Source organism: Clostridium sp. HCS.1 (assembly GCF_047900555.1).
Taxonomy (GTDB): Bacteria; Bacillota; Clostridia; order Clostridiales; family Clostridiaceae; genus Clostridium.
Map to the genome: position 1 here is coordinate 3,238,709 of NZ_CP170704.1, position 22,332 is coordinate 3,261,040.

Below are 22,332 nucleotides of genomic sequence, written 5' to 3' on the forward strand. Positions count from 1 at the left end.
TTTAATTCCCCTTTAAATAATTACTTATGCAGCAATAAATAATTTCTTGCCTTAATACTATTTATATCAATAGCAACACCCTTATTTAACAAGTACTTTATAGTATGATTTAAACCTTGAAGAACACCATTATCTAAATCCTTAAAGGTTTCTCTTCTTAGATTATCCACTCCTTGAAAATTTCTATTTGGTTCTATCATATCTGCCATATAGATTACTTTATCTAATTTACTCATATTTTCTTTACCAGTAGTATGCCATCTCATAGCACTTAAAATCTCTTCATCTTCGATTCCAAAAATTTCTTTAGCCACTATAGGACCAACCATACTATGCCAAAGTTCTTGATTATTTTCTTCATCATAAGATAGCTCTATATTATTTTTATCTAAAATATCTTTTAATTCATAAATTGTCATATTTTTAGCTATATCATGTGCTAAAGCAGCAATTTCTGCTTTTTTTTCATCTACCTTATTAATTTTTGCAAGTCTTATGGCTGTGTCAACTACTCCTAATACGTGAATATATCTATTCTCAATTAAGTTATTTTTAAGGTAGACTTTCATTTCATCTATACTAATCATAATTCTCTCCTTAAATATCACTTTTATTAGAGCTTAATATTGTTACAATAATTATATATATTATTCTCTTTAATAAAATTTAAAACCTCTTTAGAAAGGAAAAAGTCAACTCTTTTACCTTCCTCTATTCTTTTTCTAATCATAGAGGATGAAATTTCTAAGTCTATTATATCTAAAAATTTTATACTTGTGTTAAACTTCATTTCAATTTTATCTTTTTGAATTATTAAGTTTTTCTTACTGTAACCAGGTCTATTAAATACTACTAACCTTGAAAGTTTAAATATTTCTTCTGGCTTCTTCCACTTTTCAATATCCATAAGACAATCAGCACCTGTAATGAAATATAATTCATTATCCTCCGATTTAAACTTTTCTAAGGTTTCATAAGTATAACTATATCCTGTTTTATGAATTTCGTAGTCGCTTATTTCAAAATCCTCATAACTTTTAATAGCTTCACAAACCATATTATACCTTAAGGAAGCCTCTAATACCTCTTTATCTTTTTTATGAGGTGGGCTTCCTGCTGGCATAAATATTATTTTATCTAAGTTTAATTGGCTCTTAGCCTCGTATGCTATATACAAATGTGCTAAGTGAATAGGATTAAAGGTTCCTCCTAATATACCAATTTTACTCATATTATTACCTAGGTAATTCTATCTTTGGTTTTTTTGAGGATTTTTTATATAAAACTATTTTACTACCAATTGCTTGAATACCTTCGCAATTAATTTTTTCACATATTTCGTCTGATGCTTCTCTAGCAGCTAAACCACTGTTTTCTAGCACCTTTATTTTAATTAATTCTCTTGCTTCTAAAGCTTCTTCTAATTGATTTAAAAAAGTTTCCTCTATTCCATTCTTTCCTATTTGAAATATAGGATCCATATTATTTGCAAGACCTCTTAAATAAGCTCTTTGTTTCCCTGTTATCATCTTATTCCTCCTAAATTATAATACATATTCAAATTCAAAATCATTAAGTCTTACCATGTCGCCATCTTCAATGCCCATTTCTCTAAGGGTATCAAATACGCCCTTATTTCTTAATACCTTATGGAAGTATCTTAATGAGTCAGCATCATGTATATTAACTGAATTTAATAATCTATCTACAAAGGATCCATAAACTACATATACCTTATTTCCTTCTTCTCCATCTTCAACAGAAACATCGTATGTAAATCTCTTTTCTTCTTGAACATATCTTTCTTCTTCACTAATTTCTAATTCTGTTATTGGAATTTCTGTAAGCATTCTTCCTGCTTCCTTGATAATTTCATCTACTCCTGATTTAGTAGCAGCAGACATCTTAAATACTTTATCAAAACCTAATTCATTTACTTTTTTCTTAAAGTCTTCATAAACTTCTTCATCATAAAGCATATCTGCCTTATTAGCTACAACTATTTGTGGTCTATCCCAAAGCTTAACTGAATATTTCTTAAGTTCTTCATTTATCTTAACAAAATCTTCAAATGGGTCTCTTCCTTCAATTCCTGATATATCAACTACATGTATTAATAATCTAGTTCTTTCTATATGTCTTAGGAAATCTAGACCTAATCCAACACCTTCAGCAGCGCCTTCTATTATTCCTGGAATATCTGCCATAACAAAGGCATTAATTCCTTCTGCTTTAACTACACCTAAATTTGGCTTTAATGTAGTAAAGTGATAATTCGCTATCTTTGGTTTAGCAGCTGTAACTGTTGAAAGGAATGTTGATTTACCTACATTTGGGAAACCTACTAATCCTACGTCTGCTAATAATTTAAGTTCTAATGTAATCCATCTTTCTTCCCCAGGCATACCAGGTTCTGCAAAATGAGGTGCTTGCCTAGTAGGTGTACAGAACTTACAGTTTCCTTTTCCACCCTTTCCACCTTTTGCAAGGACAAAAACATCATCTTTGTGAGAAAGGTCTGCTATAATCTTATTAGATTCAAAATCCCTAATAATTGTTCCCATAGGAACTTTAACGTGAAGATCATCTCCATCTTTTCCATAACATTTAGAGCCTTCGCCTTTTCCACCGGCTTCAGCAACGAATTTCTTTTTATATTTAAAGTCTAAAAGTGTAGTTAATCCTGGATCAACCTCAAAAATTACACTTCCTCCTTTTCCACCATCTCCTCCATCAGGACCACCTAGTGGAATGTATTTTTCTCTTCTAAAGGATACACATCCGTTTCCTCCGTCTCCAGACTTAACAAATATTTTCGCCTTATCTATAAACATAAAATCACCTATCTTTCATAAAATATTCTTACCTTATTCTTATTATTTCAATCTTCTTAAGGTTTATTATAACATAAGTATAAATAACAAAATTATTACTTATATTATTAGAAACTAAATTCAACTATATAATTTAGTTATAACAGTTGTCAAACTAACTCCTATATTATACATATAGGGCATAAAATCTATAATTATCGATATGCATTTAAACAAATTTTAAAAATATCTTTATTTTAGAAACTCCCTTTGGAGTTTCAACCTTAATTCTACATTTTACATTATTCATTTTACATTGGGCACAAGCCCATAAATAAATGGACAATTGACAGTGTACAATGGGCAAGCTTATTCATTGTCAATTGCCCACTCTTGCTGTTTTACAAAATAAAGCACCCTAAACTAGGGTGCTTTATGAAAATAATATTATTCTGCTATTTCTTCAAGATTTACTGGATAAATGCTAACTTTTTTCTTATCTCTACCCATTCTTTCAAATCTAACGATTCCGTCTTCTTTAGCAAATAGAGTGTCATCTCCACCCTTACCAACATTAGTTCCTGGGTGAATCTTTGTTCCTCTTTGTCTAACTAAAATGTTACCAGCTAAAACGAATTGTCCGTCAGCAGATTTAACGCCTAATCTCTTAGATTCTGAATCTCTACCATTCTTTGAGCTACCTACCCCTTTTTTGTGGGCAAATAATTGAAGGTTCATCATTAACATACTATTACACCTCCTCTTTAAATAATCTTATATATTCGCTATACTTATTATTTCCAAATTGTAATTTAAGAGATTCCATCAAGCTTTCTATACTTTTCTCAAAAGTTAAAAGTAATACTTGAGTCTTCTCTATTTCTTGATTTTTAAGATTTGATAAATTTATATGTAAAAATCCATCATTGATACTATACTTAACCTTAAGCTTTAATACCTCTTCAATGCCTATTATAACACTTTGAGATAATACAGAAACTGAATTGCAAATTAAATCATAAGCATCTCCACTTTTCTCTATTTCAGCCTTAGATAAAGCATGACCTTCTATCTTAAATCCAAGTCTTAAATTTTCTTTTTCATAAATCTTAATCTTAATCATGATAATTAAGCTTCGATTTTTTCGATTACTAACTTAGTGTATGGTTGTCTGTGACCAGTCTTCTTTCTGTAGTCCTTCTTTGGCTTATACTTGAAAACTGTTATCTTCTTAGCTTTACCTTGAGATAAAACCTTAGCTACAACCTTAGCACCTTCTACAACTGGTGTACCAACTTTTAAAGCATCACCATTTGAAACTGCTAATACTTCTGTTAATTCAACTGTTGAGTCAACTTCAGCGTTAAGTTTTTCAACGAATATTACGTCTCCTTCTTGAACTCTGTATTGTTTTCCTCCTGTAGATAATACTGCGTACATTAAAAACACCTCCTCTTATTACGGTTTCGCCAACCGAGGTACAAAGCTCTAAACTTTGTTTATATAAAAACCTCTTATGCGCGGTTTAACAAATGCTATTTTACCACACTATTATGTAGATTGTAAAGCAATTTATTCATATTTTTCATAAGCTTTTACAAGATAATTTTTTACATTTTCTTTTTGACTATTAAATATTAAAGGTTCTATTTTATAACCCTCAATTCCATCTACAAAATTCAAGTAAATTTCATTATCTAAGGAACTTATATTTGATAAAAATGAAAATTCATCTCCTCTAACTATATCCTCATAATTTTTATCTAACTCTATATAAAAGGAATTTATTGAATTTTCTTCTTCTGCTTTAATAACTTCATTCTTAATTAGTTTTTCTATATATGATAGTTTTAAAACAAAACCTTCCTTATGGCATCTTTTGCAGCCTTCTTCTAAATATTCATATATAGATTTTCCTCTTCTCTTTCTAGCAATTTGAACTAAATCTAGTTCTGTAAATGGAAATACTTTAACATTTCCTTTATCTGCTTTTAAAGACTTTTTTAAAGCTTCCATAACTAAAGCCTTTTGTGAATAATCTCTCATATCTATAAAGTCTATAACTATTATACCAGCTAAATTTCTAAGTCTAATTTGCCTTCCAATTTCATATGCAGCTTCTAAATTAGTTTCTAGTATAGTTTTATCAAAACTTCTTCCCTTAATGTTTTTAGAAGAATTTACATCTATAACATACATGGCTTCTGTTTTATCAATAACTATATTTCCACCACAATTTAGAGCCACCTTCTTGTGTCTAAGCTTTAATATTTCTTTTTCTATTCCATAATACTCAAATAAACTTATACTATTATTATATTTTTCAATACTTATATCTTCATTAGATTTTATATTTAAATATATTTCTTTTAAATCTTCATCATCATTTGAAATTATCTTACATTTAGCTCCTAGGTTATCTACAATTACTTTATTTAAAATAATGTTCTCTCCATATACCTTACCTAAGCTCAGACTATATCTTAATTTATTTATAAGAATATCAAACTCTTGTAGTAGTTTTATTCTCTCTTCTAATAACTCTTCACTTGAAGCAGTTACTGATTCAGTTCTCATAGTTATGCCATAACCATCTATTTCATTAATAATTTTATAAATTCTATTTTTCTCTTCTTGACTATTAATTCTCTTTGAAAAGCTAATTCCACTTCCCCCTAGGGTTAATACCATAAACCTACCTGGAATACTTATATTTTTACTTACTTTAGCTCCCTTATTATTTAAAGGTTCTTTTATTACTTCTACTAAAATTTCATCACCTTTTTTTATTCCCGAATCCTTAAGCTCATTACTATAATACATGTAAGCTTCTTTTTCTAGACCAATATCTACAAAAATGGAATTTATAGCAGGAACTATATTTTTTACTCTTCCTTTATAAATCTCTCCCATTTTAGGTTCTTTAGAAATTTCTTCAAAGAAGCAATCTACAAGTTTTCCATTTTCTTTTATGGCAATTCTTAAAAGCAATTCATCTCTTTCAATGAAAATTTCCCTCATAAAATACACTTCCCTAAATAAATTTATATATTGGCATGTATTTATTATTAGTTAATACATACATTTCTTCTCTCTTTATATCTACAAATGCATCTTCTTCTATTTCAGGAATATTATTTTTTATATAGCTTGCTACTAAATCTGGAGATAAGTGTTCTCTACTACCAGAAGAAACTACTATATTAATAATTAATTCATCATTATTTATCCAATATTTCATTTCTTTAATCATAGTTTTTAGATTTACTTCTTTTTCACCTTTTTTACTTTTCTTTATAGTAGTCCATTGACTTTCTTTTTCTAAAGCCTTCATTTTTTCTTCTACTATATTAGCATCTTTACATATCATCTTTATAGTAAATCTAGCAGCATCTACTAAGGCCATACTTTGAGGGACTTTCTTTTGTCCTTCAACATTGACTACCTTTTTAGCATTTAAGAATTTAATTCCTGATGCAGTTTTTTCATTTAATCTATTAATTATCTCATCTTCACTTAATTCTTCTACTAATACAATATCCATATATTCAGCATCTGAATAAACACCAACTGATAGAGGTTGTGCTATTGACATTGCCATATGAGGATTAAATCCCTTTGAGTATTCCATTGGAAGATCTGCTCTTCTTATAACCCTTTGAATTGTTCTCATTAAATCCAAATGAGATATAAATTTAATACTAGATTCTTTAGTAAACTTAATTACATAACGCACCTTCAAAACACTTCCCTTCTTTAAAGTTTACATTTACTCCACAACCTGTACAACCCTTTCTACAGTTTTGTGTAAGTTCTGCTTTCTTTGCTTTTTCATTTTCAACTTCTAAATATCTTCTATTAACTCCAATATCTATAAAGTCCCAAGGAAGTATTTCATCGTAATTTCTATCTCTATACACATAGAAATCTTCATCTATATTACATTCTTTCATAGCTTCCATCCATAGGTTATAATCAAAGTACTCTGACCATCCATCAAATTTTGCACCTTTTTCAAAGGCTTTAATTAAAAGATCACAGGTTCTTCTATCTCCTCTTGCAAATACAGCTTCCATAAAGGATGTCTTTTGTTCATGGTAGCTATAATGTATAGCTCTAGTTTTTATAGCACCTTTAACTGCATCTATCTTCTTCCATACTTCTTCTGGTCTAGCCATTGGAGCCCATTGGAATGGTGTAAATGGCTTTGGTACAAGTATTGATGTACTTACGTTAATCTTTAATCCTTTTGCTCTCTTATCTTTGTGAATATCATAGTAAACAGCAGCCATTTTTTCTGCAAGTTCTCCAATTCCTGCTGCATCTTCTAATTCTTCATAAGGAAGACCTAATATAAAGTATAACTTAATAGTACTCCATCCTGATTCAAAGGCATTTTTAGTTGCTTCTAATATTCTTTCTTCAGTTAATCCTTTATTTATTATGTCTCTCATTCTTTGAGAGCCAGCTTCTGGAGCAAAAGTTAATCCTGTTTTTCTAACCTTTTGAATTTCTTTTATTAAATCAACTGAAAAGGCATCCACTCTAATAGATGGAAGGGCAACCCCAACATTTTTATCTCCATGCTCTAAAATTAAACTGCTTACAAGATTTTGTATATCTGAATAATCACAAATACTTAGAGAAGCTAATGAAACTTCTTGATACCCAGTAGCTTCAATCATCTTTTTAGCTTGATCTAATAAAGTATTAGTAGTTTTCTCTCTAACTGGTCTATAAATCATCCCTGCTTGACAGAATCTACATCCATTAGTACATCCTCTTGAAGTTTCTAAAACTACTCTATCATGTACTATTTCAGAATAAGGAACTATCATATCTATAGGGAAATCTACTTTATCAAAATTATTAACTATTCTTTTCTTTATCTTAGCTGGAACATCTTCATATTTTGGTTTAAATTCCTTTATAGTTCCATCTTCATTATAAGTAACATCATATAATGAAGGCACATATACTCCTTGAATTTTAGATATTTCTCTTAAAAACTCTTTTTTCTTTCCCTTGCCCTTGTACTTTTTATATACATCTAGGACATCATTCATTATTTCTTCACCTTCACCTATTTCGAAGAAATCAACTATGTCGTATAGGGGCTCTGGATTATATGCACAAGGACCACCAGCCATAATTATTGGCTCCTCTTCTCCTCTTTCTGAAGCTCTATAAGTAATTCCTGCCATATCAAGCATATTTAATATATTTGTATAACTCATTTCATATTGAAGTGTAAACCCTAATATATCAAATGCTGTAAGTGGATCCTTAGTTTCTAAGGTCATTAATGGAATCTCATTTTTCCTAAGCTCCGCTTCCATATCTGGCCATGGTGCAAAAACTCTTTCACAATATGTATCTTTTCTTTGATTTATTGTATGATAAAGTATTCTTGTTCCTAAATGAGACATTCCTACTTCATATACATCTGGGAAACAAAAAGCAAATCTTATATCAACATCTTTTGGATTTTTTACTACTTGATTTAACTCTCCACCAACATATCTTGATGGTTTCTCAACCTTATATAGAATATGGTCAGTAATTTTTTTCATAATACTTCCTCCTAGAACGAGAATTTAAAGAAGCCACGCAAAAATAATGTATAATGCGTAATTGATAATACACTTAAAGCAATGCGTAATGCATAATTAATAATGCATAATTTTTGAAATAATTCAGCAAGCTGAATTATGAAATTTTAGAAACTCCTAAAGGAGTTTCATCATCAATTCTTTCATTTTTTAATTACTTCATTATTCTTTCTTTAATTAAGGAACTCCCGAAGGAGTTTCATCATTAATTATGCATTACGCATTATGCATTATCCATTAATTATCCACTATCCATTGTGCGTAGCGCCAATATATCTTTTCTATTCTAGCATATCTACTAATAAAGGTAAAGGAGCTGTCACAACAGCTCCAAGTTAAGAATTTAGAGTGTCCAATGTAGAATTATCGAAGTAATTTTCTTTAAATTACCAGAATAAATTTCTATAAGAAACTCTCCCAAAAATTTTAACATCAATTTTGCATTTTTCATTCTGCATTCTGCATTCTCTTAATATATTCTTCCACAGTCATATTTCCATAGCTTTTTAAAGCTTCTATTAATTCGTCCTCATGTAATATATAAATAAGTTTCATATCATCATTTAAAATATAAAAGGTATTAAACTTATTTCTATCTACCAAGGCTAATACATTAACAAGTCCTTGCTTGTAATAAACAGATATACTTTTATTTTCAATATAATTATCTTTTAAAAGCTTTTTTCTTTTTTTAACTATATTACCCATTGTTATATACATTGAAGTATGTTGTTCCATTCTAGTAATATAAACTATAATTATAGCGCCTATAATTATACTAAAATTTAAACTATGTAGAAAAATATAAATACTAATTCCTGAAATAATAAATAAGCCTGCTATAACATAACTAATTATACTTATTATACGTTGAGCTCTTTTAAATAAAATTCTCTTTGATAAAACAATTTCCAAAATCCTAGATCCATCCAATGGATAAGCAGGTAACAGATTGAAAAATGCTAACCCTATGTTTAAACTAATGCCAGTGTCTATAAAAATGTTTTTATACTTAAAGCTAATTAAATAAAGTGCAAATGCAGAAATTATATTAAATAAAGCTCCTGCAATATATACTACTATCTTCTCTTTGTCCTTTAGTGTGTTAATTTCTGAAAGTTCTGCATTTAATCCAAATATATGGAATCCTATATTATAAAATTTACATCCATATTTAAAGGCTATTAATATATGCGCTATCTCATGTAAAAACACCCATATAAATGCAAATATAAACAATTTGTTATAGCTACATACAATTGATATTAGAAGTATTTCTGCTAATATCTTCTTTCTTTCTCTATTCATTTATATCTCCCTAATAATTGCTACAAATCTATAAAACCACCTTCTATTTCTAATGCTTTATTGTTATAAATTTAATCCGTTATTCATATCATCTAAATTTATATTAGTTATTTGATTTATAACTTCTTTATACTTTTCTTCTATATTATTTTTAATACCACTATAATCAAAACCAAGCTTCTCTACTCCAGATAATAATTCTTTGTAATTAAATTCACTATTTATAGATGTCTTACATATTTTATAAAGCTCCTTTGCTTCCTTATTAGGAAGTACTTTTAAAGTAAAAACTACTAAAAACAACATAAAAGTTATTATGAGCCTAATTATAAATCCATCTATATATTTATATTTCTTTTTGCTAGAGTTAATTTGATAAGTCCCTTTTCCATAAGTATAATTTCTTACATTTGACGTATTTGGATATATATATTCTTTAGTCATAAGTCCATTATCACCCTTATTTTCGTTTCCTCTAACTTTTCCCCTAACTTTCTCGTAATACTCTTTATAAGCCTCGTTATAATTGTTAACCATACACCTCTCTCCCTACTCTTAATAGTGTATTTATATTTAATTACTAAGACTTTTATTCCATAAAAAACTAGGAAATAAATGGTATATTACTTACGACCTCGTAAATTCCAAGTAACTAGAACATAATATTTGTATTTTCATAAATGATAGCCCAAATAATGTATAATAGATATATATTATTCCGTAGTTATATTATTAATTATAAAAGGAGGTTAATACCTTGGATATTACATTTAAAACATCAAAGGGAAGATTTAATTATCGCGTATGTGCAATTATAATCCATGAAAATAAGTTATTAGCAATGAAAGATGAACATTCTCCTTATTTCTATCTACCAGGTGGTAGAGTTAAGCTTCATGAAACAGCCGAACAAGCTATGCTAAGAGAACTAAAAGAAGAATTAAAAATTGATTCTGATATAGTTAGGCCTTTATGGTTTAATCAGAATTTTTTCACAGAAGATGTTAACAAAGAGCAATATCATGAATTATGTTTATATTTCTTAATAGATATTAAAAGAAGTAATCTATTAGATAATGGAAATAAATTTTCTTTAGTTGAAGGGGATAAATGTAATACTTTTGAATGGTTAACATTTAATCAATTGCAAACAGAATACATATATCCATTATTTATAAAAGATAAAATCTTTAATCTACCAAAGGAGCTAACATTAATTACAGAAATAAAGTAGATTTAAATTGTCACAGCTCTAGTAGTTTTATTTGATAATCTCAAGTGATACAAAAAATAATAACTAGAAAATTATATATTAATTTAGCCGATTAAATTTTATGTTTATTTTTTATAAAAAAAGGAAAATCTGCTGTTTTAAAACTGCAGATTTTTTTAATATCTCTATTTTAATTTAGTAATTTGGTACAAATTACATCATTAATTATACATTCTTCATTTTACATTATACATTTCTTAGAAGTATATCTTTTTCCTTCTCATACCTACATTTAATATTAATCCTATAGACATAACTGTAGTAAGTAATGAAGTTCCTCCATAGCTAATAAGAGGTAATGTTATACCTGTTATCGGCATAAGACCTATTGTCATTCCTATATTTTGGAGCAATGCAAATAAAAAGTAAGCTATTAATCCTACACAAATAATTGATCCAAACTGATCCTTTGCTGTTCGTGCAATTGCTATCATCCTTGAAATTAATATACCATATAGAAGTAATAAGAAGCAGGCTCCAATAAATCCCCATTGTTCAGCTATACTTGCAAAAATAAAGTCTGTCTGTACCTCTGGTACATATTGAGCTGCATACCCTACTGAATTTTCCTTAGTTATTACATTGCCTTGTAATCCAAAGACTCCACCATTTCCTATACTAATAAGGGATTGTCTCAATTGATAGCCCGATTCTGAAGAATCAGATTCTGGGTTCATAAAGGAAGTTATTCTAGTTTTTTGGTACGGTTTTATTAACCCTGAATTCCATACTATAACTATTGCAACAATTAGAGTTAATAAACCTCCACCAATTATCCTTATATCTAATCCGGCAATAAAAAATATTCCAACTACCATAAAGAATAAAACCATAGTCATTCCCATATCAGGTTGAATAACTATAAAAATTGCTGGTACAATTGCATAAAAAGCCATGGTTAAGAAATTTTTAAGTTCATTTATTGTTCCATTCATTTCTTCTAAAGTTTTACCTAACATCATTATTGTAGCTATCTTTGCTAACTCTGCTGGTTGAAAGGATAATGGTCCAAGTCTTATCCATCCTTTTGCTCCATTAATCTCTGTACCTATAAGCATTGTTACTATAAGTAAAAGTATTGATCCCCAATAAAACAAAGGAGTATAAGATTTTAATAACGTATAATCAATAGCAACAACAAAATACAATGCAACTAAGCAAACTACAAACCAAATTGACTGTCTCTTCAAAAATAATGTTCCATATTCTGCTGCACTTGCTAAATATATATTTATTATTCCAAATATCATTAAAGCTATCATGGAAAATAGCATTAGCTTATCTATTTCTTTAAGCTTTTTAAAATCTATTTTAAAATGCGATAATGGTATCATTTTTTTGCATTACACCTCCATTTTTTTAACCTAGATTTTATTATATCCAAAAAAATTTTATTTCTCTATAACATATCTACAAATAAATAAAATTTAAGAATTTATTAATTAATTATCTGTTAATAATATTAAAAAATAGTAAAAGGTCTATTTCTAACTCTACGTATAAAATAGAATTAGCATAATCATAGACCTTTTAGCAATGCGTAATGCATTATATTTCTAGTTTTTAATATTCTTAATAGGTATATTAGCAACTAATGCTGGGCTATTACCCTCTAAATTTTCACTTTTGCTTACAGCTATTTCAACATCATCAACATCTATTTCTATATATTTAGATAATACTTCTAATATTTCTAATCTTATTTTATCAAGAGTTTCATGAGGTAAATCACCTCTATCATGTATTAATATTAATTTTAATCTATCCTTTGCTACTTCCTTAGGTGTTGGCTTATTTGAAAACTTCTTAAAAAAATCCACCTCTCAACTCCCCCTTTTAACGCTTAAATAATTTTTTTAATGATGCAAAAAATCCGTCTCCCCCAGTTTTTAAATCAAGTAACGGTACTTCTTCTCCCATTATTCTTCTTGCTATATTTCTAAATGCTTGTCCAGAAATTGATTTATCATCTAAAACTATAGGTTCCCCTTTATTTGTTGAAATAGTAATGTTTTTATCATCAGGAACTACTCCTAATAATTCTATTGATAAAGTTTCAATTATATCAGGAACATCAAGCATATCCCCTCTTTGTGTCATTTCGTAATTTAATCTATTGATTATTACTGCATGATCCTCTAATCCCTTAGCATCTAACTTTCCAATAACTCTATCAGCATCTCTAACTGAAGTTATTTCAGGATTAACTACTACAACTGCTCTATCAGCACCTACTACTGAATTTTCAAAGCCTTGTTCAATACCTGCAGGACAATCTATTAAAATGTAATCAAAATCCTCTTTCAATTCATTTATTACTTTTAACATATCTTGGGGTCTTATATCATCTTTGTCTTTAGTTTGAGCAGTTGGTAATAAACAAAGATTTTGATATCTTTTATCTTTTATCAATGCTTGTTTCAATCTACATCTATTTTCTATAACATCTGAAATTGTATAGACTATTCTATTTTCTAAACCCATTAACACATCTAAATTTCTAAGACCTGTATCCCCATCTACAACTACAACTCTTTTATTTAAGGCTGCTAATGCAGTTCCAATGTTTGCTGTAGTTGTTGTTTTTCCAACTCCACCTTTACCTGATGTAATAACTATAGAAATTCCCATTTTTTATCTCCCTCCAACACTATATATATTTCTTTGGTAAATACGGTTCTACTATAATAATATTATCTTTAATTTTTGCAAGTTCTGGATAAGATGGCTTCACACCATCCTCTGGAGCAATAGTAACTATGTCAGCTATTTGTAGTATTTCTGGCTGAAGATTAAAGGCTGATATTACAGCTTTTTTATTTCCACCTACTCCTGCATGCACATGTCCTCTAATAGTCCCTAAAACTATTATATTTCCTCCTGCATACACCTCTGCCCCATTATTAATATCCCCTATAATTACTATGTTTCCATAATATTTAATCTGTTGTCCACCTCTTATTGTTTTCTTTATAAATTTTGTTTTTCCTTCATATATTCCATTAAATATTTTATTTTCTTTATTATCTTTAGATTCTAATTTCTTAATATCTTCAAAAATACATTCCTTAATTTGAATTTTTTCAAATAAAGCATCCTTTAGCCTTGATACATCATCTTCATTCAATAACTTTAAATTTGTTTCTATTTTAAGAGATGCTCCTTTATAAAAGCCCTTTCCAACAGACAACTTTTTTATTAAGGATTCTAACATATCATCAAAGTTATTAAACTTATCCATATCTATTGCTGCATTGATACCATCTTTAGTACCTCTTATTTGAATTTTACTATGTACTTTCATTGGCAACCCTCCACCAATTACATTTACTTATTAATAAAAATATCTGATACTTATAATTATACAATTATAATCTATAACTTAACAACCTAATTTTGTATTAAATTAAAAAAAACGGAGAAAATCAATGTTTTTATAAAAGTAAAAAGCTGAGAAAACCCAGCTTTTTACTTTTAATTACTATTTTTTATTAATTACTTAATTTAATACTATCATCTTTATTATCCTTTAGTGGAGATTCTACTACATATTTTCTAAAGGATTCTGATTTAGAAGCATAAGAAGGATCTAATTCTAATAACTTTTCTTTAAAATAAGCTTCATATATAGCCTTATGAATAGTTGCACCCTCACTACCTCTGAAGCCATCATAAATAGTTGAAAATATAGCTATTTCCGGATCATCTAAAGGTGCAAAACTAATATAGTTACCATAAGCTAATCTTCCTTGAATCTTATAATTTTCATCTGTACTAAAGTCAGCTGTACCTGTTTTTCCTGCAACCTTAATTGGGAAATTACCAAAAGCTTGGTACGCAGTACCATTATTAGGACTTGTATTAACTCTGTACATTCCATCTTTAACAGCTTGAAGATATTCTGCTGGTATATCTATTTGATCAATTATTTCTGGTTCAAATTCTTGTAATACTTCACCTGTTGGTGATGTAATTTTATCTACAAGGGTTAACTTACGTCTAGTTCCTCCATTAGCTAATGTTGCAACATAGTTTGCAATTTGGACAGGAGTAAAGTTATTCATACCTTGCCCAATAGCACTAGATATAATTTGTCCTGGAGTTTTAATCTGAAGTCCTGCATTACTTATAATATAATAAGCTATTGCATCTGAAATAGTTCCAGCCTCTTCATCTATATCTACAGTTCTTCTTTTAGATGTTTCAATTACTGAAGCTTTAAATTCATCAGATAAATCCATTACCTTCTTAATATATGGAACTAAACTTTCAGCGTATTTAGTAGTGTCAGATACTTCTTCATCTGTTCCTACCTTTGCTAAAGTATCTTTCATATAATTTTTCAAAGCATTTTTCGCTTCTTTTAAAGTGTCTGAATCATTATCACTATCTTCTATATTTAATGGTACAAATGAATAGCTGTAATAATTTCCCGCCTTTAAAGCATCTACTATTTCATACATAGGAGTATTTACTATTTGATTTTTCCATGACTCAAAATTATAAACTTGACCAAAGGACTCTTCAATTTGAATTCCTGTAGACATAGTTTTAGAATTTTGTTTACTTGGTTCTACTCCAAGTCCAAACTTCCATGCATATTTAGCAAGAGTATTTAAAGCTTCAATATTTCCACCACTTACATCTCCTCCACTATTTTTATATAATCTATACCCTAACTCATAAAAATAGTAATTTGATGATACTTCTAGAGCTTTTCTTAAATCAGTTGCTCCATTTGCTGTACCTTGGAAGTTCTTTAATACCATTCCTGGCAAATCTTCTTTACTCCATGTACCAGAGGTATCATTCATAACTTCATATTGATTAACTACCCCTTCCATTAATCCTGCAATGGCAGTAAGAGGCTTAAAAGTTGATCCCGCTGGAAGAAGACCTTGTGTTGCATAATTGAAAAAAGGCTTAGGATAAGTATCAAACTTATCTTCTCTTTTACCTGTTTCTTCATTTATAGGGAATAAATAATCCATTCCTCCAGTAGCACCAGTTCTTTGTATAAATTCCTTGGCATAACTTTCTATATCTGGACTAAAGTATTGCTGAGATAACTCATCAGTTAACTTTCCTGGAATAGAGAATACATTTGGATCATATCCTGGATAACTTACCATAGCAATAATTCTACCAGTTTTAATTTCAATTGCTACTGCTGCACCTCTTGTTGCATTTGGAGCTATACTACTCTTTATACGATTCATAGTATCTTGCATAGCTTGTTCTGCAGCATACTGAACATCTTTATTAATAGTTAAGTGTACATTATTTCCTGGGTAAGAATCTAATTTAAATAACTCCTCTGTAACTCTTCCTTGAGAGTTTACTTTAACTGTAGTTCCACCTTTAGTTCCTTTTAATTGATCTTCTAAAGCAGATTCTATACCAGCAACTCCTATTAAATCCGAAGATACATCATATCCTCTTAATTCATAATTATCTTCTTTAGATGAATCTATTGAAGATAAATATCCTATTACTCCTGAAGCTAAGCTATTATATGGATAAAATCTAATAGGCTCTATACTTACATCAATACCTGGTAAATCATTTAATTTTTGATACATAATAAAAGCAGTATCTTTCTTTATATTAGATGCAATGGTTACAGCTCTATATCCATTAAAGCTTTGCATTTTAATAGCATCTTTTACAACAACATATTTTCTTACATCTTGCATTGAATATGTTTCTAAAAGTTCATCTAATATTTCTTTCCCAGACATTTCTTTATACTTATCATTATAAGCATCAACTCTAGCATTATAAGCTTTACTTGTTTCACCTTCTTCTCTAACTGGCATTGGATTTACCAGTTCTTGAAGACTATAACTTTTAAGTAATTTATAGTAGGTTTCTTCTGCAGATATTTTTAATAATTCTTCATTAACTTGTTCTATTTCTTTATCGTTAAATTCAGTCTTTTGATTACCAAATAGATTTCTCTCTATTTCTTCATTAAGTCCTCTATCTCTTTTAAATCTAATTTCAACAACTTTTTTTGTATCTTCATCATCTGTTTTAAAATCAAAGTAGAACTTACCACTGTTATCTACTTTTAACATTAATTCATCTTCAAAATTCTCTCCATTTTGTGAAAGTATATCGAATACCTTACCCATAGTTCCATAAAAATCTTCATTATCATCATTAGGCTTAGTATATGTTAAGGTATAAGTTTGAATATTACTTGCTAAAATATTTCCTTCACTATCATATATTTTTCCTCTAGGAGCATTTTCAGAAATAAGCCTTGTTGAACTAATATCAGCTCTTTCTTTATAATCTTCATGTTTATAAACTTGAAGATAAACCAGCTTCGCAATAAAGGTAGTAAAAAGAGCTATCATTATTATATTTAAAACAGTATATCTAGAAATTTTCTTTTTCTTTTTGGGTTTATTTACTATCATCTAAACCTCCATGATCTCTTTTTATAATTATTATTGTAAAGCCTTAAAACAAAATCATATCCTAAAAACATTATTATTGCACTATATATGGATGCGTATATACCAACTTCAATATTTATAGTTTTTCCAGCCATTTTTAATAGTAAAAATATTGATACTACTTTTAACATATATAAAAATGCCATAGATATTGTTGGTATAAGCTTCTTTTCTCTATATATATTTTCTCCTATAACAGCTGCAAGTAAGCATATTAACATATTAATTAAAGCATTTACTCCAAAGCCTTCATAAAAATATATATCTTGTAGTAATCCTGAAATAACTCCAATAAAAACAGCTTCCTTTTTGCCATTTATAATAGAATAAGCTATAGCAAAAATAAAAAGTAAACTTGGAAAGGCTCCTTTAATAGATAAAAAAGGCATAAAAGAATTATCAAGTATTAAAAGTCCTAATGAAATTAAAACTAAAATCCACTTTTTCATATTCTACCTCTAATTAGCATACTTAACTTCTCTTGTTTCTTTTGGAACAACAACAAATAATTCTTCTAATTTATTAAAATCTACATAAGGTTTTACTATTGCAGTTTTCATAACTTTTATTTCATCACTTTCAACAGAAATAACCTCTCCAATTCTAATTTCCTTAGGATATATTTGTCCAAGCCCTGAAGTTAATATTACATCCCCTTCTTTTATTTCAGAATCTAATGGTAAATTAGTTACCTTTGTTAATCCATTGTTAGTACGAGTAACATAGCCTTTTAATATTCCTGTAGTTTCTCTAGTACTATTAACCATAACTGAAACAGCTATGTTTTCATTTAGTAAACTTTCCACTATAGCCCAATTAGAACCTGTACTGGTAACCTGTCCCACCAAACCCTTATCTGAAATCACTACCATATCTTTTTTTAATCCGTCATTTTCGCCTTTATCTATTATATATCCATCTGAAAAACTTTCTCCGCTATATCCAATTATTTCAGTTCCTATATATTCATAATTAGCTTTTGAATTCTTAAAGTTTAAAACTTCTCTTAATCTATCGTTTTCTTCTTTAAGTTTATCGTATTCTAAAAGTTTATTTTTTAGTTCATTATTTTCCTTAGTTAAATCCTTATTTTCATTTTTCACATTAGAAAAATTCAAGAAAAAATCTAAAGATTCCTTTATTCTATCACCAATTGTATAAACTACCTTTTGCAAGGGATTAATCGCACTACCTAAACTACTTGAAACAGCATCTTTTTTTTCATTATTCATTGTATAAATAATTATGCCTAAAAAGGCAACTGACAGCACTATTACAGTAACTGCCAGTTTATTCTTATGACGCTTCATTATTGACCTCTTTGTGTCTTACTTAACTCATCGAAGTTTTCTAATGCTTTACCCGCACCTAATACAACACAATCAAGTGGTGCTTCTGCTATATGAACAGGCATATTTGTTTCATGGTTAATAAGTGCATCTAATCCTCTAAGTAATGCTCCTCCACCAGCTAACATTATTCCTTTTTCCATTATATCTGCTGCTAATTCAGGTGGTGTCTTTTCTAATGTTGTTTTTATTGATTCTATAATAGCATAAACAGGTTCCTTTAAAGCTTCTCTTATTTGAGTTTCAGTAACAACTACTGGCTTAGGAAGTCCTGTAATAAGATCTCTTCCCTTTATGTCCATTTCTCTTTCTTCGTCATCAATCTTATAAGCTGATCCTAATTCCATTTTAATTTGCTCAGCTGTTCTTTCACCTATCATTAAGTTGAACTCTTTTTTAATATAAGCTATGATTGCTTGGTCTAATTCATCTCCAGCAACTCTTAAAGACTTGCTTGTAACTATTCCACCTAAAGATATTATAGCAACTTCTGTTGTACCTCCACCGATATCAACTATCATGCTACCTGTAGGTTCTCCTACTGGAAGTCCTGCTCCAATAGCAGCTGCCATTGGTTCTTCCATTAGTACAACATCTCTAGCCCCTGCAAATTTTGCCGCTTCTTCAATTGCTCTTCTTTCAACTTCTGTTACTCCTGATGGATAACAAACTATTATTCTAGGACTAGTAAAAGCACTCTTACTAGTTGCTTTTTCAATTAATTTTTTTAACATAGTTTGTGCTACATCAAAATCAGCTATAACGCCATCTTTTAATGGTCTAATAGCTACTATGTTACCAGGAGTTCTTCCTATCATAAGCTTAGCCTCTGTACCTACTGCAAGCGGTCTTCTTGTTGTACTATTAATAGCTACAACTGAAGGTTCGCTTAATACTATCCCCTTGCCCTTAACAAACACAAGTGTATTTGCTGTTCCTAAATCTATTCCCATGTCCTTATTACTACTGAAAAATCCCATTTGAATTCCCCTTTCGCTTATATTATTCCTTTTTCTTTTAAACTAACATACTGATCTTTACCAATTATTAAATGGTCTAATAAATCAATACCCATTATTTTACTACATTCTTTTAATCTAATAGTTATATTTATGTCCTCTTTGCTTGGTGTAGGGTCTCCTGAAGGATGGTTATGACAAATTATTATACTTGAACTACTCTTTTTTATAGCTTCTTTAAAAATTTCTCTAGGGTGTACAATTGATGTATTTAAACTTCCTTTAAATACATCTTTTATTCCTATTATATTATTTTTAGTATCTAACATTATTAGCTTTAAAACTTCTTGTTTTAAAACTACCATTTCCTTCATTATATGGCTTGCTATATCACTTGGAGAAGAAATAATCTTTCCTGATCTAATTATATTTAACTTATTAATTCTTCTAACAAGCTCTCCTATGGCCATAATTTGACTTGCCTTTATGTTTTTAACTCCCTTTATACTTGTAATTTCATTTATTCCAGCATCTAATAAACCATCTAGTCCATTAAACTCTGATATAATTCTAGTACTTAAAGAAATTATATTTTCTCCTCTAGTTCCAGTCCTTAAAATTACTGCAAGAAGTTCTGGGTTACTTAAAGATTCTGGCCCATTTATTAATAATTTTTCAACAGGTCTTTCTTCTTCTGGTATATCTATAATTTTTATACTATTATTCATAAATAAACTCCTAAAAATAATAACTTTATTTATAAATATACCCTATAATTCTATTCTTTAACCATTTTTAGCATTTTATTTAGAAGATTTAATGGTAATCCAACTACATTATAAAAACACCCCTTAATTTCTTCAACAAAAATGCCTCCATATCCTTGTATTCCATAGGCACCTGCTTTATCAAGCGGCTCACCAGTTTTTATGTACTCTAATATTTCTTTGTCTGTTAAATCACCCATTTTTACCTCGGTATATATAGCAGATTCTTCAATCTTATTATTATACATATTAATAACAACTATACCTGAATAAACTCTATGGGTTTTACCACTTAATTCTCTTAACATTCTATATGCATCTTCTTCATTTTTTGGCTTTCCCAGGATTTTTCCATTTAATACAACTATAGTATCTCCAGCAATAATTATAGCATTATCATGAAGGCTTTCCTTTGTACTAATTGCTTTTCCTTTAGCCAAATTAATTACATACTCTTCTACATTTCCATTAAATAAAATAGTATCTTCATCAAAGTCACTAACTTTAATTTCAAAATCCCTAATTATTCTATGTAATAGTTCTTGTCTTCTTTCAGATGCTGATGCTAAAACATATTTCAAACCTATCACATCCTATTTTTATATTCTTGAAAAAACAGCATGGTTTAAAACTAAATAAAGACAAAGCTAGTTGCCTCTATCTTATATCTAATATAGTTTATCATTATATAAGATTTGAAACAAGTAACTTTGTCTTTCTTTATTTAATTTTTATTTATTTTTAATAGTTTTGTAATATTATTCCAACTAACTTTTTTTCAATTATATCTTACTTAATATTGAATATATATATTCTAATTCTGCTACAATATTACTCTTATTTAAAGCCTCTGGTAATGCTTTAATATGCTCTTTATATTCCTTTAATATATCAATTTTATCTCCACTAGAAACTTCCTCTAATTTATTAATCCAAGTTTTAAAATCATTAGTATTAACTTCTTTAACTTCCTCTTTTTGTACTGTATCTAAAATTTCCAAATAACCTGTTGTAATTGCACTAATTTGATTTTCAATTTTATCATTCTTATTTAGCTCTAATTTCACTTTAATATTGTCTATTCCTTTTGATTTTAAGCCTTCCATAAGATCATTACCATTTTCTTCCGTTGTAATTCCAGCAAGAACTCTATATTTTCCTTCTGTATCCTTAACTATAAAAGAATTAAAATCACTACTTATTTTATCTAAAACTTGTTTAGCGTTTTCCTCCTTAGAAAAATATCCACATTGAATTAAACTAAAGGTTTCTATTTCTTCAGTTGAGGAATTCTCAGTATTATTGCTTTCTTCCACTTTAGGATTGCCATTGACTCCCTTTAATCCATCCATATTAGGAACTACTTTAAGTAACAACCATGCTGCAAGTAAACCTATAGATATTGCAGCTAGTGTTGTCATTAATAAAGATGTTAAAAGTTTAATACCGTTATTTTTCTTTTTGTATTGATATTTAGTGTACTTCATTTTTATCATCCCCCTCTTTTTTATATTTAATTTATATTCTAAATAGATTAAATATATTCATTATGTAAAACAATTAATTTTGAAAATTTAAAAATGAAAGAATGAAAAAATGAAAGAATGGTTGAAATAACTCAGCCAAGCTGAGTTATGAAAATTAATTTCTCTGTTTTAATTAAGTTTTGAGCTTCATACTGCTCTAAAAAATATAAAATTATTATTTTTATTTAAATATACTTTATAGTTAATGTATAATAAAAATATACATTAATTTACAATTGTATTTTAAAATGAGTTAGT

The 22,332-nt window shown here is 28.6% G+C and carries 24 protein-coding genes; 1 reads left to right on the forward strand and 23 read right to left on the reverse strand.

The features are described from left to right. Positions 1–20: 20 nt before the first annotated feature. The 12 genes from yqeK to ACFYH6_RS15545 all read right to left on the reverse strand — a co-directional run bounded on the left by yqeK (position 21) and on the right by ACFYH6_RS15545 (position 10,270). On the reverse strand, positions 21–587 hold the full coding sequence (gene yqeK / locus ACFYH6_RS15490) for a bis(5'-nucleosyl)-tetraphosphatase (symmetrical) YqeK (protein WP_416180046.1): 567 nt from the start codon (positions 585–587) through the stop codon (positions 21–23). A gap of 26 nt (positions 588–613) precedes the next feature. Beyond that, positions 614–1,231 (reverse strand): nicotinate-nucleotide adenylyltransferase, encoded by a 618-nt coding sequence (gene nadD, locus ACFYH6_RS15495; RefSeq protein WP_316343068.1) that lies wholly within the window; start codon positions 1,229–1,231, stop codon positions 614–616. Between the two features lie 4 nt (positions 1,232–1,235). After that, positions 1,236–1,529: a ribosome assembly RNA-binding protein YhbY gene (gene yhbY, locus ACFYH6_RS15500; protein ID WP_316343067.1), complete on the reverse strand. Its 294-nt coding sequence runs from the start codon at positions 1,527–1,529 to the stop codon at positions 1,236–1,238. 15 nt (positions 1,530–1,544) lie between these two features. Continuing rightward, positions 1,545–2,834, reverse strand: a complete 1,290-nt coding sequence (gene obgE, locus ACFYH6_RS15505) for a GTPase ObgE (RefSeq protein WP_416180045.1) — start codon at positions 2,832–2,834, stop codon at positions 1,545–1,547. Positions 2,835–3,260: 426 nt separating this feature from the next. Next, entirely contained in the window at positions 3,261–3,560 is a 300-nt protein-coding gene (rpmA, locus tag ACFYH6_RS15510; RefSeq protein ID WP_416180044.1) for a 50S ribosomal protein L27, read from the reverse strand. 4 nt (positions 3,561–3,564) lie between these two features. Next, positions 3,565–3,936, reverse strand: coding sequence for a ribosomal-processing cysteine protease Prp (locus ACFYH6_RS15515; RefSeq protein WP_316343065.1), 372 nt, complete (start codon positions 3,934–3,936; stop codon positions 3,565–3,567). 5 nt (positions 3,937–3,941) lie between these two features. Further along, the gene (gene rplU, locus ACFYH6_RS15520; RefSeq protein ID WP_136005970.1) at positions 3,942–4,253 is read right to left on the reverse strand and encodes a 50S ribosomal protein L21; all 312 of its coding nucleotides are present in this window, start codon (positions 4,251–4,253) and stop codon (positions 3,942–3,944) included. Positions 4,254–4,385: 132 nt separating this feature from the next. Next, the gene (locus ACFYH6_RS15525) at positions 4,386–5,834 is read right to left on the reverse strand and encodes a ribonuclease E/G (protein ID WP_416180043.1); all 1,449 of its coding nucleotides are present in this window, start codon (positions 5,832–5,834) and stop codon (positions 4,386–4,388) included. 13 nt (positions 5,835–5,847) lie between these two features. Then, complete coding sequence (locus tag ACFYH6_RS15530) at positions 5,848–6,549, reverse strand: TIGR03936 family radical SAM-associated protein (RefSeq protein WP_416180056.1); 702 nt, start codon at positions 6,547–6,549, stop codon at positions 5,848–5,850. Further along, positions 6,533–8,386, reverse strand: a complete 1,854-nt coding sequence (locus ACFYH6_RS15535; protein ID WP_316343973.1) for a TIGR03960 family B12-binding radical SAM protein — start codon at positions 8,384–8,386, stop codon at positions 6,533–6,535. Before ACFYH6_RS15535 ends, ACFYH6_RS15530 begins: the two co-directional genes overlap by 17 nt. 486 nt (positions 8,387–8,872) lie before the next feature. Beyond that, on the reverse strand, positions 8,873–9,733 hold the full coding sequence (locus ACFYH6_RS15540; RefSeq protein ID WP_416180042.1) for a site-2 protease family protein: 861 nt from the start codon (positions 9,731–9,733) through the stop codon (positions 8,873–8,875). A 63-nt stretch (positions 9,734–9,796) separates the two neighbouring features. Further along, positions 9,797–10,270, reverse strand: coding sequence for a peptidase M23 (locus ACFYH6_RS15545; protein WP_416180041.1), 474 nt, complete (start codon positions 10,268–10,270; stop codon positions 9,797–9,799). Between the two features lie 220 nt (positions 10,271–10,490). Between ACFYH6_RS15545 and ACFYH6_RS15550 the strand changes: the two genes are divergently transcribed. Further along, positions 10,491–10,967 carry an NUDIX hydrolase gene (locus ACFYH6_RS15550; RefSeq protein ID WP_316343976.1) on the forward strand — a complete coding sequence of 159 codons (477 nt, stop codon included), beginning with the start codon at positions 10,491–10,493 and terminating at the stop codon, positions 10,965–10,967. 236 nt (positions 10,968–11,203) lie between these two features. Here the strand turns inward: ACFYH6_RS15550 and rodA are convergent, their stop codons facing one another. The 11 genes from rodA to ACFYH6_RS15605 form a co-directional block, all read right to left on the reverse strand. Then, positions 11,204–12,340, reverse strand: a complete 1,137-nt coding sequence (gene rodA, locus ACFYH6_RS15555) for a rod shape-determining protein RodA (protein WP_416180040.1) — start codon at positions 12,338–12,340, stop codon at positions 11,204–11,206. A gap of 222 nt (positions 12,341–12,562) precedes the next feature. Further along, positions 12,563–12,826 carry a cell division topological specificity factor MinE gene (gene minE / locus ACFYH6_RS15560; protein ID WP_316343978.1) on the reverse strand — a complete coding sequence of 88 codons (264 nt, stop codon included), beginning with the start codon at positions 12,824–12,826 and terminating at the stop codon, positions 12,563–12,565. A 16-nt stretch (positions 12,827–12,842) separates the two neighbouring features. Further along, on the reverse strand, positions 12,843–13,637 hold the full coding sequence (minD, locus tag ACFYH6_RS15565; protein WP_416180039.1) for a septum site-determining protein MinD: 795 nt from the start codon (positions 13,635–13,637) through the stop codon (positions 12,843–12,845). Positions 13,638–13,656: 19 nt separating this feature from the next. Continuing rightward, the gene (gene minC, locus ACFYH6_RS15570) at positions 13,657–14,310 is read right to left on the reverse strand and encodes a septum site-determining protein MinC (protein WP_416180038.1); all 654 of its coding nucleotides are present in this window, start codon (positions 14,308–14,310) and stop codon (positions 13,657–13,659) included. A gap of 187 nt (positions 14,311–14,497) precedes the next feature. Continuing rightward, the gene (locus tag ACFYH6_RS15575; protein ID WP_416180037.1) at positions 14,498–17,434 is read right to left on the reverse strand and encodes a penicillin-binding transpeptidase domain-containing protein; all 2,937 of its coding nucleotides are present in this window, start codon (positions 17,432–17,434) and stop codon (positions 14,498–14,500) included. Continuing rightward, a complete protein-coding gene (gene mreD, locus ACFYH6_RS15580; protein WP_416180036.1) occupies positions 17,431–17,922 on the reverse strand; it encodes a rod shape-determining protein MreD in 492 nt (163 codons plus the stop codon). Before mreD ends, ACFYH6_RS15575 begins: the two co-directional genes overlap by 4 nt. A gap of 9 nt (positions 17,923–17,931) precedes the next feature. After that, complete coding sequence (gene mreC, locus ACFYH6_RS15585; protein ID WP_316343983.1) at positions 17,932–18,783, reverse strand: rod shape-determining protein MreC; 852 nt, start codon at positions 18,781–18,783, stop codon at positions 17,932–17,934. Continuing rightward, on the reverse strand, positions 18,783–19,802 hold the full coding sequence (locus tag ACFYH6_RS15590; protein ID WP_316343984.1) for a rod shape-determining protein: 1,020 nt from the start codon (positions 19,800–19,802) through the stop codon (positions 18,783–18,785). Before ACFYH6_RS15590 ends, mreC begins: the two co-directional genes overlap by 1 nt. A gap of 17 nt (positions 19,803–19,819) precedes the next feature. Then, positions 19,820–20,509, reverse strand: a complete 690-nt coding sequence (gene radC, locus ACFYH6_RS15595; protein ID WP_316343985.1) for a RadC family protein — start codon at positions 20,507–20,509, stop codon at positions 19,820–19,822. Positions 20,510–20,559: 50 nt separating this feature from the next. Then, positions 20,560–21,129, reverse strand: coding sequence for a Maf-like protein (locus ACFYH6_RS15600; RefSeq protein WP_416180035.1), 570 nt, complete (start codon positions 21,127–21,129; stop codon positions 20,560–20,562). A gap of 201 nt (positions 21,130–21,330) precedes the next feature. Then, positions 21,331–22,035 carry an SPOR domain-containing protein gene (locus tag ACFYH6_RS15605; protein ID WP_416180034.1) on the reverse strand — a complete coding sequence of 235 codons (705 nt, stop codon included), beginning with the start codon at positions 22,033–22,035 and terminating at the stop codon, positions 21,331–21,333. Positions 22,036–22,332: the final 297 nt, after the last annotated feature.